Source organism: Candidatus Krumholzibacteriia bacterium, assembly GCA_035649275.1.
Classification (GTDB): Bacteria; Krumholzibacteriota; Krumholzibacteriia.
On the sequence record DASRJW010000073.1, the window covers coordinates 38,347 to 53,859 of the forward strand.

13 protein-coding genes are annotated in these 15,513 nt (G+C 69.1%); all 13 read left to right on the plus strand.

Annotated features, from left to right (window positions below):
• Positions 1-122: 122 nt before the first annotated feature.
• Positions 123-1,439 (plus strand): HAMP domain-containing sensor histidine kinase, encoded by a 1,317-nt coding sequence (locus VFE28_07125; GenBank protein HZM15757.1) that lies wholly within the window; start codon positions 123-125, stop codon positions 1,437-1,439.
• Positions 1,436-2,122 (plus strand): hypothetical protein, encoded by a 687-nt coding sequence (locus VFE28_07130; protein ID HZM15758.1) that lies wholly within the window; start codon positions 1,436-1,438, stop codon positions 2,120-2,122. Before VFE28_07125 ends, VFE28_07130 begins: the two co-directional genes overlap by 4 nt.
• Before the next feature lie 53 nt (positions 2,123-2,175).
• The gene (locus VFE28_07135; GenBank protein HZM15759.1) at positions 2,176-3,732 is read left to right on the plus strand and encodes a response regulator; all 1,557 of its coding nucleotides are present in this window, start codon (positions 2,176-2,178) and stop codon (positions 3,730-3,732) included.
• Positions 3,733-3,737: 5 nt separating this feature from the next.
• Positions 3,738-4,160 (plus strand): tRNA (adenosine(37)-N6)-threonylcarbamoyltransferase complex ATPase subunit type 1 TsaE, encoded by a 423-nt coding sequence (gene tsaE / locus VFE28_07140; protein ID HZM15760.1) that lies wholly within the window; start codon positions 3,738-3,740, stop codon positions 4,158-4,160.
• Positions 4,157-4,840, plus strand: a complete 684-nt coding sequence (gene tsaB / locus VFE28_07145; GenBank protein ID HZM15761.1) for a tRNA (adenosine(37)-N6)-threonylcarbamoyltransferase complex dimerization subunit type 1 TsaB — start codon at positions 4,157-4,159, stop codon at positions 4,838-4,840. The genes tsaE and tsaB overlap by 4 nt, the downstream gene beginning before the upstream one ends.
• Before the next feature lie 43 nt (positions 4,841-4,883).
• A complete protein-coding gene (gene rimI, locus VFE28_07150) occupies positions 4,884-5,345 on the plus strand; it encodes a ribosomal protein S18-alanine N-acetyltransferase (GenBank protein HZM15762.1) in 462 nt (153 codons plus the stop codon).
• Between the two features lie 256 nt (positions 5,346-5,601).
• Positions 5,602-6,618: an acetyl-CoA carboxylase, carboxyltransferase subunit beta gene (gene accD, locus VFE28_07155; GenBank protein ID HZM15763.1), complete on the plus strand. Its 1,017-nt coding sequence runs from the start codon at positions 5,602-5,604 to the stop codon at positions 6,616-6,618.
• The gene (locus tag VFE28_07160; GenBank protein HZM15764.1) at positions 6,605-7,957 is read left to right on the plus strand and encodes a cyanophycin synthetase; all 1,353 of its coding nucleotides are present in this window, start codon (positions 6,605-6,607) and stop codon (positions 7,955-7,957) included. The genes accD and VFE28_07160 overlap by 14 nt, the downstream gene beginning before the upstream one ends.
• A gap of 42 nt (positions 7,958-7,999) precedes the next feature.
• Entirely contained in the window at positions 8,000-8,983 is a 984-nt protein-coding gene (locus tag VFE28_07165; protein HZM15765.1) for an ROK family protein, read from the plus strand.
• Positions 8,984-9,105: 122 nt separating this feature from the next.
• Positions 9,106-12,747: a putative LPS assembly protein LptD gene (locus tag VFE28_07170; protein ID HZM15766.1), complete on the plus strand. Its 3,642-nt coding sequence runs from the start codon at positions 9,106-9,108 to the stop codon at positions 12,745-12,747.
• Between the two features lie 35 nt (positions 12,748-12,782).
• Positions 12,783-14,288, plus strand: coding sequence for a hypothetical protein (locus tag VFE28_07175; GenBank protein HZM15767.1), 1,506 nt, complete (start codon positions 12,783-12,785; stop codon positions 14,286-14,288).
• Between the two features lie 286 nt (positions 14,289-14,574).
• A complete protein-coding gene (locus VFE28_07180) occupies positions 14,575-14,724 on the plus strand; it encodes a hypothetical protein (protein HZM15768.1) in 150 nt (49 codons plus the stop codon).
• A gap of 36 nt (positions 14,725-14,760) precedes the next feature.
• On the plus strand, positions 14,761-15,513 hold a 753-nt coding region (locus tag VFE28_07185), incomplete at its 3' end, for a hypothetical protein (GenBank protein ID HZM15769.1).

Sequence of the window (15,513 nt, forward strand, 5' to 3'; positions counted from 1 at the left end):
GCCCCGGGGCCGCTCCAGGCGCGGCAGCGCGGCGTGGCCGCGGGGGGCCCGAGGCCGTAGCGGGATATACTCGCGCGCACCCGCCCGACGCGCCGTCGGCGCGGCGCTCTTCTGGGATGGTCGTGTCGCGGCGATTCGTCAACTTCCTGCGCTTGCCCGAGGTCTACGGCTCGGGCCCACGCCTGCTGCTCACCGCCTATTTTCTCGTGGGCTTGGTGCTGGTGGGCTTCGGGGCCATCGTCTTCGCCGGGCACACGGCGCGACGCATGGAGCAGCAAACGGCGTTGCTCACCCGGGTGTTTTCCGGCTTCATCAGCGAAACCGCTTTCCAAGTGGATCGTCCCGGCTCTTTCGACCTCGTGCACAGCCTGCTGCGGGAGATCGATTTCCCCATCGTCATCACCATGCAGGACGGCACGCCACTGGTCTGGCATGGCGTCTCCGTGCCGCCTCCCGAAGAGGACGAGCCCGGCGAGCTGGGCCGGCCCTCGCTCACCCCGGAGCAGCAGCAGAAGCGCGCTCAGCTCGAAGCGCTGGTGCGGGAGTTCGACCGCCGCAATCCGCCCACACCCATCGTGGTGGCGGGAAGCGTCCAAGGCTACGTGCACTTCGGTGTTTCCCAGGTGTCGCGGCAGCTGCGCTGGATGCCCGTCATTCTGGTCGTGGCGGTGTCGGTGTTCGTCGTCCTCGGCCTCCTGGGCTTCCGCGCCATGAAGCTCGGCGAGCAGCGCTCCATCTGGGTGGGCATGGCCAAGGAGACCGCGCATCAGCTAGGGACCCCGCTCACCTCTCTCCTCGGCTGGGTGCAACTCCTGCGCGGCGAAGCGGAGGCGGGGGACGGCACACCGGCGGCCGCGGCGCTCGAGCGACAGCAAGCGACCTACGCCGAAATGGAACGCGACCTGGGACGGCTGGCGAAGGTGAGCGCGCGCTTCAGCAAGATCGGTGCGGCGCCCGACCTGGTGCCTCTGGATCTGGCGGCGGTGCTGCAGGATTCGGTGCAGTACATCAAGCGCCGTGCCCCCCACCTGGGCGGGGCGGTGCAGATCGAGACCGCCCTCGAGCCCCTGCCGCCGGTGCTCGGCAACCGCGAGCTGGTGGAATGGGTGTTCGAAAACCTGCTGAAGAACGCGCTGGACTCTCTGGAAGGGAGGGGCCGTATCCAAGTGGGTGCCCGCACCGCCGGGTCGGAGCGCGTCGAGGTGCGCATCGCCGACAGCGGCCGCGGCATCCCCACCGCCATGCGCCAGCGCATCTGGCAGCCGGGCTTCACGACGAAGCAGCGCGGCTGGGGGCTCGGGCTCACTCTCGTGCGCCGCATCGTCGTCGAGTACCACGGGGGCCGCATCTGGGTGGAAGACAACCCGGATCGCCGAGGTATCTGCTTCGCGGTGCGGCTGCCAGCGGTGCCGGCGCGGCCCGAGCTGGCGCGGCCTTGAACCCGGGCGTTTTCCGGGCCCTCGGCGCCCTGCTGCTCGTCGAAGCGCTCGGGTCCGCGGCGCTCGGCGGCTGCGCCGCGCCGGAATCGCCGCGGCTCTTGTCCGTGGCGCCGGCAGACCTCGCGAGCCCCGGCGCCCCCTGCGCCCGTGCCGCCTTCGAGCTCCCTCTGCAAGCCGACGGCAGCGTCCGCCGTGACGACATCCGCCTCATCCTCTGGGAAGGAACAGACAGCGAGCACGAGGTGCTCTTCCGGCTCCGCGAGCGGGCCGCGGCCTCGCGTTGGCGGTTGCCGGCGAAGGCCGAGCCCGGCGCCGCGGCGTTCGCCCTGCTCCGCCTCCACTGCCACGGCGCGGTGGACAGTGGAGGAACGAACTTCGGCCGCCGCGTGGAGGCGGCGCGGAGGGCGCGGCGCCAGGCGGCGGCGGAGCTGGCGCGGCGGAGCGGCAGCCGGTGGAGCGAACACGACCTGGACTGCTTGTGGAGCCGCGACCTCGAGAGCCTGAAGCGCGGGCCCTTCCTGCACGACATGCTGGAGCTGCCGCCGGCCGATGCGGCGGCGGTGCAAGCCGCCTCGGGACTCTGGGTGTGCCGGGCGGCGCGCACGTCCCATCAAGGGCAGTTCGTCTTCCTGGATCACGAGCTGCGCTTCCTCGGCGTCGGCCGCTACTGGATCGGCGAGTGAGCCGAGGCGCCGGGTCGGATACACTGGGGGCCAAGCCGCACCAAGGAGCTTGGATGACGGAGAAGCGACACATCCTCTGGGTGGACGACGAGATCGAGATGCTGAAACCCCATCTCACCTTCTTGGAGCAGCGGGGGTACGAGGTCACGCCGGTGGCGAACGGCGGCGACGCCGTCGACCTGGTGCGGGGACGGACCTTCGACCTGGTGCTGCTCGACGCCATGATGCCCGGGAAGGACGGGCTGCAGACGCTGCAGGAGATCCGGCAGATCGACGGCAAGCTCCCGGTGGTGATGATCACCCGCAACGACGAGCAAGAGATCATGGACCAAGCCATCGGCCGCCGCGCCGACGACTACCTCCTCAAGCCGGTGAACCCGAATCAGATCCTGGCCGCCATCCGCCGCTTGCTGGAACACCACAAGATCGCTGGCACCCAGGTGGCGAAGGACTACGTCTCGCAGTACCGCGAGCTCGATCCGTCCCGCTTCGACCGGCTCGACCACCAGGAGTGGATCGACACCTACCTGCGCATGATCGATTGGGACATGCAGCTCGACCGCTACCGCGAGACCGGTCTCTCCCAGACCCACGAAGACCAGAAGCGGGCGGCGAACTACGAGTTCTGTCGCTTCGTCACCCGCCACTACAAGAGCTGGGTGCAGCAACGCCAGGGCCCCGAGCTCTCCCCCGACGTCTTCCGCAACCACGTCTTCCCCACGGTGAAGGCAGGGAGGCGGGCGGCGTTCATCGTCGTCGACTGCATGCGCCTGGATCAGTGGATCACCATGGAACCGTTGCTGGCGCCGTACTTCCGCATCGACCGCAAGCACTACTACAGCATCCTGCCTTCGGCGACGCCTTACTCGCGCAACGCCCTCTTCTCCGGTCTCTTCCCCCTGGAGATCTACCGCCGCCATCCGCAGTACTGGGACAGCCAGCGCGGCGAGCACAGCCTGAACCGCTTCGAACGCGAGCTGCTGGAACTGCAGCTGCAGCGTCTCGGCGCTCCTGCCGGGGTCAAAGTGCGTTATGCCAAGGTGTACAACGCCGAGGAAGCCGGGGAGATCCAGCGCGCCGTCCAGCGCAAGGCCGACGTCGGTCTCTTCGCCCTGGTCTTCAACTTCATCGATGTGCTGGCGCACGGGCGCAGCGAATCCACCATCCTGCAGGAGATCGCGCCGGACGAGGCCGCTTTCCGCAGCCTGGCGCAGAGCTGGTTCGAGCATTCGTCGCTCTTCGACCTGCTGAAGCAGATGAGCGCCGCGGGCATCGAGGTTTTCGTCAGCACCGACCACGGCGCGGTGCAAGGCATGCGTCCCACCCTCGCCACGGGCAACCGGGACACCTCCACCAACGTGCGTTACAAGTACGGCGAGAACCTGGGTAGCGACGACAAGGGCGCCTTCCGCATGGAGGAGCCCGAGCACTACATGCTGCCCAAGCTGCGGAGCACGGAGAACTACATCATCGCCAAGGAAAACTTCTACTTCGTCTACCCGACCAAGTTCCGCAAGTACGAGAAGCAATTCCAGGGCAGCTTCCAACACGGTGGCATCTCGCTGGAAGAGGTCATCCTGCCCGTGGCCCACTTGCTGCCCCGCCGGTAGGACCCGTGCAACAGGCCTGGACGAGTCACTCCGTCGAGGAGACCCGCGCCCTGGGGGAGCGTCTCGGTGCCTCGCTGCAAGGCGGCGAGGTGGTGCTGCTCTGCGGCGACCTCGGAGTGGGGAAGACGCAGTTCGCCCAAGGCGTGGCCCGGGCCCTCGGCGTGCAGGCGACCGTGCTGTCGCCCACCTTCACCTTGGCGGTGCACTACGAGGGCCGCCTGCCGCTGGTGCACTACGACCTCTACCGGGTGGTGCACCCGGCGGAGCTGGACGGCATCGGTTTCCTCGCCGCCGACGATCCGCGCACGGTGAGCCTGGTGGAGTGGGGCGATCGCGTGCCGGTCCCGGCGGCGATCCGGGTGGAGATCTCGCTCCAGCCCGATGGCAGCCGGCGGCTCGTCGTGGACCTGCCGGAGGCGACAGGGTGAAGCAGCCGGACAACCTACTGTACCTCGACGCGAGCGAAGTGCCCGGGCTGGTGGCGCTGCAGAGCGGCGAACGCCTGGCGGTAGCCTTGGCGGGACCGCGGCGCGGTCGGGGCCGGACGCTGCTCGCCGCGGTGGCGGAGGTGCTCGGTCAGCTGCAGTTGTCGCCGGCCGCCCTGCAGGGCGTGCTGGTGTGCACCGGGCCCGGCAGCTTCACCGGCGTGCGGGTGGGCATCGCCACCGCGCAGGGGCTCGCCGCCGCGCGGGGCTGGCGGCCCCTCGTCTGCGACAGCCTGATGCTGGAGGCGGCGGCGTACTGCGGCGAGGCCGGGAGCCTCGCTGTTTGCCACGATGCCCGCCGCGGCGAGGTGTACGCCGGACTTTATGATGTGAGCGGGAAGATGCCGCGAGCCCTCGTCCCGCCTTTTTGCGCCCCGCCCGTGCTGGCGCGGGAGCTCCTGCGCCCGAGCGGGGGAACGGCGGTGCAGGCCTGCGCCGGCTCCGGGGCGGCGCTCCTGGCGGCGAACGATGGGGCCTGGGTCGTACGCGCCGACTTGGCACCGGAGTCGCGGGCGCAGGCCGCCTTCGACCTCGCCGCGCGCGGCGGCTGCACCGCGGTGGAGCTCGCACGGCTCGCGCCTTTCTACCTGCGCCATCCGGACCTCGGGCCGCGGGTGCGTTGAGTCCGAAAGAAGTCGTACGCGTCCAAAGAACCGTCGAGGCCGCATGGAAGTCAGCCTGCAGGCGATGGGAGCCGAGCACCTGGAGCAGGTGCTCGCCATCGAGCGCACCTTCGCTGCGCCGTGGACCCGGGAAATGTTCCTGCAGGAACTGCGCTTGCAATGGGACGTGTCGGAATCCCTGGTCGCGGTGCGGGACGGCGAGGTCGTCGGCTACGTCCTCTGCTGGTACGTGGCCGATGAGGTGCACGTCGTCAACCTGGCGGTGCATGGGCGCTGGCGCCGGCGCGGCATCGGCCGGCGCATGATGGAAGAGGTGTGCGCCCGGGCGAGCCGTCGGGGGGCGAGCACGGCCACTCTCGAGGTGCGCTTCCGCAACGAAGCCGCCATCCGACTCTACGAAGGACTCGGTTTCCGCCAGGTAGCGATCCGCAGGGCCTACTACGCCGACAACGGCGAAGACGCGCTGGTGATGTTGAAGGAACTCGAGCCGCTGCCCGGGGGCTGACGTCTTCGCACGCGTGGCGGAGGCGCTCGGCGTCGGCCGTGGGCCGCCAGAGCCGAAAAAAACCCGCCTCGGGGAAGCCCTGAAGGGTTTTCCAGACAGGGCATTAGAAACAGCTCAATATCCATGATCCCAAGATGTTGCATAGTTTCCAGTGGGTCCATACACGGGCCGGCATGGAGCTCGCCCGGCGGAAATCATTGAGGGGCGCGGGCCCGCGCCTATAATCCCGGCGGCGGGCCACCAGGAGGGAGCCAGGATGTCTTGGCTGCATCGCGCCAAGCAGGGCGTGAAGATCCAGCGTACGGCGGAGAAGCGAGACCTGCCCGAGGGCATGTGGATGAAGTGCCCCGGGTGCTCCGAGATCATTTACCGCGTCGAGCTGGAGAAGAACCTCTGGGTCTGCAACAGCTGCAGCTACCATTTCCCGCTCAGCGCGCGCCAGTACGTCGAGGTCCTCACCGATCCCGAATCCTTCGTCGAGACGTACCGGTCGATCACGTCCCTCGATCCGCTCGATTTCCGCGACGCCAAAGAGAAGTACCGGCTCAAGCTCAAGAAGACCATGCTGCGCACCAACCTCACCGAGGCGGTGCTCACCGGGCGGGCGCGCTTGCACGGCCGCGACGTCGTGCTCGGGGTGTTCGACTTCGCCTTCCTCGGCGGCAGCATGGGCTCGGTGGTGGGGGAAAAGATCGCTCGCGCCGGACTGGAAGCCCTGTCGCGCCGCTCGCCCTACATTATCTTGTCGCGCTCCGGCGGGGCGCGGATGCACGAGTCGGTGCTGTCCCTGATGCAGATGGCCAAGACGAGCGCGGTGCTCGCCAAGCTGCACGAGGCCCGGGTCCCCTACGTCTCGATCATGAGCAACCCGACGACCGGGGGCGTCTCGGCCAGCTTCGCCGCCTTGGGGGACGTGATCCTCGCCGAACCGAAGGCGCAGATCGGCTTCGCCGGGCCGCGGGTCATCCGGGAGACCATCAACCAGGAGCTACCGCCGGGGTTCCAGACGGCGGAGTTCGTCCAGGAATGCGGCTTCGTCGATCTCATCGTGCACCGCAAGGATCTGCGCTCGATGCTGGACCGGGTGCTCGGCTTCCTCTGCGCCTCCGCTCGCGAGGCGGCGGCAGGCAAGGAACCGGTGGATGCCACCGTGGACGCCGGCACGCCGAGCGCGGCACCGTTGCCGACGCCCGAGGTCGCGCCGTCGCCGACGGCGGTGGTCGAACTTCCCGAAACTACGCCGCGTCAGATCGGCCGGCATGGACCTGCCTAGCCCAGCCCAGGCTTTCACTCCCGAGATCCGCTTCCTCTACGATCTGCAGCGTGGCGAGACCCGTCTCGGCCTGGAGACGACGCGACGGCTGCTGCAGTCCCTCGGCTCTCCGGAGCGGCAGGTGCCGGTGGTGCACGTGGCGGGGACGAACGGCAAGGGTTCCACCACCGCCTACGCCGCCGCCATGCTGCAATCGGCGGGGTGGCGCGTGGGGCGCTTCACCTCACCCCACGTGCTCTCGGTGGAAGAGCGAGTGTGCATTGACGGCGTGCCCATCGAGGCCAGCGCCTTCGCAGCGCGGGTGCGCGAGGCGCGGCCGCACATCGAGCGCTCTGGGGCCTCGTTCTTCGAGGCCATGACCGCGCTGGCCGCCTGGATCTTCGCCGACGCCGGCGTGGATGCGGCGGTGTACGAGGTCGGTCTCGGCGGGCGGCTGGATGCGACGAACGCGCTCCCGGCGCAAGTCTCCATCGTCACCAGCATTGGCCACGACCACGAAGCGATCCTCGGACGCGGGTTGCGCGCCATCTGCAGCGAGAAGCTCGGCATCGCCCGCCCCGGCGTGCCGCTCTACGCCGCGCTCGAGCGCCGCGATCTGGTGCTCCTGGCGCGGGAACACTGCGCTCGCCAAGGCGCCCCGTTCCATCTCCTGCCGCCGCAGCTGGTGCAGGTGCACGGACTCGAGCTCGGCGGCGGCATGCAGTTCTCTCTCGCGGTCCCGGGCGGTGAACGCCTGTGGACCCACTTCCTCGGGGCGCACTATGGGCGCAACGCGGCGCTCGCCGTCCTGGCGGCGACGGAGCTCGTGGAGCGGCGCGGCGCCGGACGGATCGACGTGCCGCGGGCCACTGCCTCAGCCTTCCTGCCCGGACGCTTCCAGCTGCTACCGCAATGGAAGGGGTCGCCGCTTCTCATCCTCGATGTGGCCCACAATCCCGAAGCACTGCGCTCGACGCTGGAAGTGGCGCGAGCGGTGCTGGGGTCGGCGCGTCCCTCTGTCGTGCTCGGCATGCTGCGCGACAAGCACCTCGGCGGTGCCAGCGAGTTCCTCCGCGGCTTCGCCCGGCGCGTCTGGGTCACGGCACCGGCGGTGGCGCGGGCCTGGGAGCCGCAAGAGGCGGCCGCGGAGCTGCGGGCCAGCGCCCCGGACCTCGAGGTGGAGATCGAGGCGAATGCGGTCACGGCGCTCGACCGAGCCCGCGAAGCCGGAGCGCCTGTCCTCGTTCTCGGCAGCCACTATCTCGCCGGCGAGGTGCTGCCACACCTGGCAGCGGAGCGGGGTGTGCCTGCACGCGACCTCGTCGCCGCGCCACAGTCCGCATCGACCGCCCCGGCCTAGCGTCGGTGCCGGCGGGATCGATTTCCAGCCCAGGAGGAAGCCGTGCCCCTGCGTTTCCGCACCGCGGGCGTGGATGTCGGGGGGACGAACCTCAAAGTGGCGCTCTTGTGGAGCGACGGCACGGTCATCGCTGCCCGGCAGATTCCGACGCATGCCGAGGCCGGCCCCGAGCAGGGCTGCCGGCGCATCATCGAAACGCTGCAGGCTCTGGCCCAGGAGCACGGTCACGGTGCAGAGGACCTCGGCGCCATCGGCGTCGATTCGGCAGGCCTGGTGGATCACGAGCACAACCTGGTGCTGGACTCGCCGAATCTGCGCGGCTGGGAGCGTTTCCCTCTCGCCGAGCGCATCGGCGCGGCGTTCGGGGCCCCGGTGCAGCTGGAAAACGACGTCAACGCCATGGCCTATGGCGAGTGGCGCCTGGGCGCCGGACGGGGGACACGGCACATGCTGTGCCTCGCTCTCGGCACCGGCGTCGGCGGTGGTCTCATCCTCGACGGCCGGCTGTACAGAGGTGCCCACGGCGCCGCCGCGGAGCTCGGCCACACGACACTCGACCTGCACGGACCCCAGTGCAGCTGTCCCAACGTCGGCTGCCTGGAGCGGCACATCGGCGCCGAGTACATCGCCACCCGGGCGCGGGAGAAGCTCGCGGCCAGCGAGCGGCCGAGCCGCCTGCGTGAGTTGCCGGCGGCGGCAATCACGCCACGCTCGATCTCCGAGGCAGCGGCAGGGGGAGACGAGCTGGCAGCGGAAGTCTGGACCGAGGTGGGGACGCTGCTCGGCCAGGGTCTGGTGAGCCTGGTGAACATCTTCGATCCGGAACGCGTGGTGATCGGCGGCGGGGTGGCGAAGGCTGGCGAGAGGCTCTTCGAGCCGGCGCGCCGGGTGGTGCGGGCCCGGGCGATGAGCCTGGCGGCGCGGACGGAGATCGTGCCGGCGGCGCTCGGAGACGACGCTGGCCTGGTGGGCGCCACGCTGCTCGCGGTCGAGCGGGCCGGAGGGGCGGCGGGCGCCACGCCGTAGAGCCGAAGCGGGGCGGGAGATTGGCGGGGAGGCGGCGCCGGCGTATGTTTGCTGCCGAAGGCATCGTTGCCGCCCTGGCCCGTTCGCTTCCCAGACCCTCCTCGCCCCAGGAGCGGCTTCCCGTGTCGTTCTGTCCGCGCCGCGCCGGCTGCTCCCTCGGAGCGCGCGCCGCCCTGCCCGCGTCCCTGGCGCGGCTCCTCATTCTCGCCCTCCTGGCCGCACCGTTTCCCGCCGCGAGGGCGGCGCCCGCGCCGCCCGACAGCTTCAACTTGACCGGCGCGCTCATGCAGTACGAGACGAAGCGCAACGTGGTGACCTTCATCGACAGCGTGATCCTCCTCTACAAAGGGGTGCGCGTGGAGAGCCAGCGCGCCGAGCGTCACGGCACGTCGACGGACTTCCACGTCTTTTTCCACCAGGACGTGAAGATCCGCGACCGCGGCGTCTTCATGCAGGGCGACGAGGGCGAGTTCGTCCAGCGGGGCAACTACGCCGAGCTCCGCGGCAAGGTCACGATCGAGGATTCGCTCGGCATCATCCGCGCCCAGCGCGTGCGCTATTACCGGGACCCACGCTTGCTGTGGCTGTGGGGCAAGGTGGATTTCCAGGACGAGAAAACCCAGGTCCGCGCCGACAGCGTGCGCTACTTCGAGGGGCGAGGTTTCGGCGAAGCTTTCGGGCACGTGGTGCTCGTCGATCGGCAGCAGAATTCCGAGGCCCGCGGCCCGCACGGTTACTACGACCGGATTTCCGGGGAAGCCTGGCTGGACCGCGAGCCGGTGCTGGTGCTGCGAGACGACGACGGCAAGGAAACCTTCGTCGATGCGGATTCGGTGCGCTACAACCTGTCGGCGCGCACCGGCCGGGTGTGGGGCAACGTGCGCATCCGGCGGGACAGCACCCTGGCTCTCGCCGATTCGGCGCGCCTCCGTCCCGATCGCAACCTCTTCGAGCTGCGCGGCCGCCCGTCGGTGCGGCGCGGGGACAGCCGCATCTCGGGGCAGGAGATCGACATCCACTACGGTGGCAAGGAGGTCGAGCAAGTGCGCGTCCGGCAGCGGGCGCTCCTGGTGCAGGTACGGACCGACACCCGTTTCGTGCCCGACAACAACCAGGTGGCGGGGGACTCGGCGGTCATCGACTTCGAGAACGGCCAGCTGCAGCGCGCCGTCGTCTCCGGGCACGGCTCCAGCACCTACGTGCCGGTGGAGACCGAGCGCAACCGCCTGGCCCTCAACGAGGCGCAGTCCGATTCCATCGTCATGCTCTTTTCCGGCGGCGACATCCAGGAGGTGCTGTTCATCGGCAACGCCTCCGGCGTCTATCGCTTCTACGAGGGCGACCTGGATTCCCTGGGCCAGAGCCGCGTCGCCCGGGTGGACACGGTGTTCGGCGTCGCCCGCGGCGACACCACCGCCTTCGACTTCCGTCAAGCGGCGGAGGTGGTGCAGTACAGCGGCGAGCGCATCCTCTACCTGACGCCGTTCAACGACCTGCACCTGGAGGGCATGGCGGAGGTGCAGTACCAGGGCCGCACCCTGCAGGCCGGGGACATCACCTTCGATGCCGACACGGAGATGCTCACGGCCCGGCAGGAACCGTTGCTCCTGGAAGGCAGCGAGCGCGTCTATGGCAGCCGCATGGGCTACGACATGGAGAGGCGCCGCGCTTTCGTGGAGGAAGGTGCCACCGAGTACGACCAGGGCTACTACCGGGGCGAGAGGTTGGTGCGCATGCCCGACGGCAACCTGCAGGTGGCGAAGGCGCGCTACACCAGCTGCGAGCTGGACCACCCGCACTACGATTTCCGCAGCAAGGAAATGAAGATCTACCTGCGCGACAAGGCGGTGGGCCGGCCGGTGCTTCTCTACCTGGGGGAAATCCCGGTGTTCTACCTGCCGTTTTTCTTCAACTCCATCGATCCTGGACGCAAGAGCGGGTTCCTGATGCCCAGGGTCGAGATCGGCCTCGGCACCTCGAGCCGCTACATTCGCGGCCTGGATTACTACTGGGCCGCCAGCAGCTACTGGGACATGCTCTTCACCAGCGCCTACAACGAGCGCGACCGGGTGAACCGCAGCACCGTGGGGAGCGTGCTGGACACGGAGCGGCAGTCACGGAACATCCAGCTCGGCGCCAACCTGCGCTACAAGCTCCGCTACCGCCTGGATGGTAACCTGGAGTACCGCCGCTCCGACGACATCGATTCGGACCTGAGCTTCATCACCATGCGCGGCAGCCACCGGCAGACGCTCAACGATCGCATGTCGCTGAACGGCACGCTCGACTACGCCAGCAACGACCGCGCGGTGCGCGCCACCAACGAGTTCGTCGACTACGACCGCGCCCGGCAGCGGCAGCTGACCTCGAGCCTCACCTTCAACCGCCGCGGCGGCTTGGCCAGCAGCACCGTCAGCCTGCAGCGCCGTCAAGTCCTCGATCCCGACAACACCCTCGCGGGCGCCTCCATCCTCAGTCAGACCCTGCCGAGCCTCCAGCTCCGCTTCCGCAGCATCCGCTTGGCGCCGCGGCCGCGGGGGGAAGGGTCGGGTTGGCAGCGGTTCATGAGCGACCTGCAGTTCGCCCCCAACCTGAATGTGACGCGCACGGTCGACGACATCCGGGTGCTGCGCTTCGTGGATGCCGCGACGGGCGAGGTGGTCACCGACACCACCGGGGTGGACTCGGTGCGCACGATCTTCAGCACCCAGTCGCTGACGCGCACCACCGCCTCGAGCGGCCTCGGCCTCACCCGGCAGAGCAGCCTGTGGTTCCTCACCCTCAACCCTTCGCTCACCTACGGCGTGACCTACACCGACGACGACCGCACGCCGCGGGCGCTTGCCGACCGCTTCCAGCAGAGCTTGAGCACCAACCTGGGGGCGTCGACGCGGCTCTACGGCATCTTCCGGCCCGGCTTCGGCGGCATCCGGGCCTTGCGGCACACGATCGAGCCGACGGCGACCTACTCCTACGCGGCGGCGCTTTCCGGTCAGGCGGCGCGGCAGGGCCTGGGACTCTCGCTGCGCAACGCGCTGGACGCCAAGGTCGCCGACGGCGACAAGGAGAAGCGGATCGACGGTCTCCTCGATTGGTCGCTCAGCACGAGCTACAACCCCGACCTCGTGCGGCGCTGGAACAACGTCAACAGCCTGCTCACCCTCAACCGCCACGGCCCGCTCCGGCTCACGGTCTCCCAGGTCATCGACCCCTACCAGCGCAAGATCGTGAGCACTTCCGTCCCCTTCAGCTTGCGCCTCGCCGGCAGCTTCGGCGGCCCGCCGGCAGAGGAGAAGGAGCGGCTGAACCGCATCGCCCGGGAGGAAGGGCCGCTCACGGCGCCGGCGGATTCGGTGCAGCCGACGGAGAACTGGGGCTTCTCGCCGAAGCCGACCGACGGCCTGGAGACGCTGACGCGGGTCGGGGAGCAGGAGGCGGGGGAGCGCCTCACCTGGGAGCTGGGCTTCTCCTACTCGTTCAACCGCGTCGCCGGTCGGAACACCACCCGCAACGTCGCAGTGGGAGCGGCGCTCAAGCCCACCCCCAAGTGGACGGTGCGCTGGCGCGCCAACTTCGACACCGAGGCCCGGCGCTGGATCAACCCCTCGTTGGACGTGGAGCGGGACCTGCACTGCTGGCGCGCCAGCTTCTCGCGTATCTTCAATGCCTTCGACGACGAGTGGCGCTACTATTTCCGCATCTACGTCCTCCGGCACCAGGACGAGCTCTTCCTGGAGTCCGGGCAGCGGAGCTTCGGGTACTAGCGTCGGCGGCAGCGCTGCAGGCGGAAGGAACCGGCGTGATCGACGTCCACCTGTACACGGACTACTGGGCTTCCGTGCTCGGCATGCCCGGCATCGTGAGCGAGGAGGTGCAACAGCGCGGCCTGGCGGATCTCGACGTCTTCCGCAGCTGCCTCAACCGCCCGACCACGCGCTTGCCCGGCTTCGCCTACTACCTGCTCATGTTGCTCGCTGGCCCGGTCATGGTGCCCTACCGGATGATCCAACGCGTGGCCTCGCGACTGCACGTGCCGCTGGCCGGCGAGGAAACCGCCGCCGAGCTCCTGGGGCCCTACCGCCTGCAGCTCGCCCACGAGCCCGAGGGGACGGTGCGGGTGGGCTGGCGCGGTGAACGTCTGGCGGACGGCTTGGTCGATCCGATGCAGCCCGAGGTGGTGTTCAGTGTCGTCTACCCGGCGTACAAGATCCTGATCGCCGCACTCCTCGCCATCGGGGTCGCTTTCTTCTCGCGCTTCCTGGCGCAACGTCCCGGGCTGGAAGCGTGGCTGGGGAAGCTGCTGCTCTTCGGCAACTTCCCCCTCCTCGCGGTGCTGCTCTACGCCATCTTCCGCGACTGGTGGACGGCTCTCTTGGCGCCGTTGCCGGTGTTCATCGTGGTCTGGGTGACGGCGCTGCTCAGCCCGCCCGGCCTGCACTGGAACTCGCTGCCCGGCATTCTCGCCGGACTCGCGGTCGGTTACTTCGTGGTGGATTCCTTCCTCGTCCCCCGCGGCATGGCGCCGACGCTCTATCTCTACGTCAACGATGCGAAGAGCCCGCTCTTCCCCTATGTCCCCGGGCAGGAACCCTACTGGTTGCAGGGGCGCACCTACTGGGTGTGGCGCTTCGTCACCCAGACACGGGCGGAGGTGCACAAGTTCTGGGAGAGCGACTGGGAGCGCGTCGAGGTCTGGGTGCGCGCCGAGGGCGACGGGGCCGGCATGATCGAGTGGATCGTGGACGATTTCCACTTCCGCGAGCTCTGGAACCCCTACGAGCGCCTGGTGGCGCCGGCGGTGCCGGCGCAGCATCGCCGCGGCCTGGAGGAGGCGCGCCGCACCCCCGGCCGGGGCGCCGCCTGGGTGGTCGAGGTGGACACGGATTTCGTCGGTCACTGGCCGCTGGTGCGCGGCGTCTTCCTGCTGCCCTTGCGCCAGGGCTGGCGCAAGGCGCGCTGGCGCCAGCTCGCCGAATCGCTCCGGGTCGACACCGAGAGCGATCGGCCGCGGGACTACCGCGAGATCGTCCACCGCCTGCGTCTCGACCGCCGCGATTTCCTCCAGGACATCCCGGAGTACCTGCGCGGCCTGGCGTTGCGCCGGCTCCTCGCCCTTCCCTGGCGCTACTGGCGCTTTCCTCGCGGTGCCAACACCCAGGTGCGGCCGCTTCTCTACGGTGCGCAGGACCAGCCGGCGGTGACGCCGGCCTCGGAGCCGGAGCTCCAGCTCAAGGCTCCAGGGGCGCTGGCACGATCCCGAGGTGCCGCCGAGTTCCCGGTCCCAGCGACGCTCCGGGGGCGCTGAGCGGCCGAGCGACACGGTGCCCGGAGTCGAGCGGCCCCCGGCTCAGAGGGCGGAGTCGGGAACCGGCTCGGCGCCGCGGTGTTGGCAATCCCTACGAGCCCGGTTGAGCGGGCTTGCGGGGCTCCGCTATGCTTTGCGGCGCCGGTACGTTCCCTGCTTCACGCCGTGTGGGGTGATGAGGTCGCATCGGTTCCGCACCGCGGCGTGAGTGGGCGGCCCGGCGGGAGCGGCCGACACTTCCTCGGCGCCTCGTCCAGTGTCCTCTGCTACCGAAAGGGGTGAAGTCGTGACTCGACGGGTTTCCCTGGCGTTGCTCGTCCTGGCGTGTGCCCTGGGCTTCGTGGCGAAGCTCTATGGCAAGTCCCGGGCTCCGGAAACCGAGATCGTCCTTCTGTACCACAGCGACACGAAGAGCGAGATCGAGGAGTGTGGGTGAAAGTCGGGACGCAAAGGCGGCCTTGCTCGGCGAGCAATGGTCATCGACAAATACCGTAAGGGTCACGCGAACGTCTGCGTCGTCGAGGGCGGTGGCTGGGCCGAGGGGCAGAGCGAGTCGCAGAAGTTCCAGAGCCTCTTCGTCGCCCGCATGATGGGCGACCTGGGCTACGCCGTGGTCAACGTCGGTCCTTCGGATCTGCTCTACGGCGTGCAGACGCTGCAGGAAACGGCGAAGAAGGCCGGCTTCGCCCTCCTCTCCAGCAACATCCTGAAGAAGTCCACGGGCAAGCTGCTCTTCGAGCCCTCGGTGGTGCGGGAGTACCAGGGGGTGCGGGTGGGCTTCCTCGGCTTCGTGGCGGAGAACGCCAGCCTGGCCACGGCGAACCCGGAAACCGACGATTTCGCCATCGCCGACGTGGAATCCACCCTGAATATCCTCCTGCCCAAGGTGCGCAAGAAGGCCGACGTGATCGTGGTCTTCGGCCACATGGGGGCGCGGCTCAGCCAGAAGCTGGCGGACGAGGTCAAGGGCATCGACGTCATCGTCACCGGTGCCGATCCGATGGTGAACTCGAAGCCCGTCGAAGTGGGCAACGAGGAGATCGGCCACACGCTGGTGTGCTCCGCCGGCGAACGGGGCAAGTACATCGGCGCCTTGAGCCTGATCGTGAGCGACAAGGGCAAGGTGCTGCGCTGGACCCACGAGATGCACGGTCTCGACAGCAATGTCCCCGAGGATTCGACCATGCGGGTGAAGGTGGACGCCTTCAAGGAGCAGCTGCGGGAA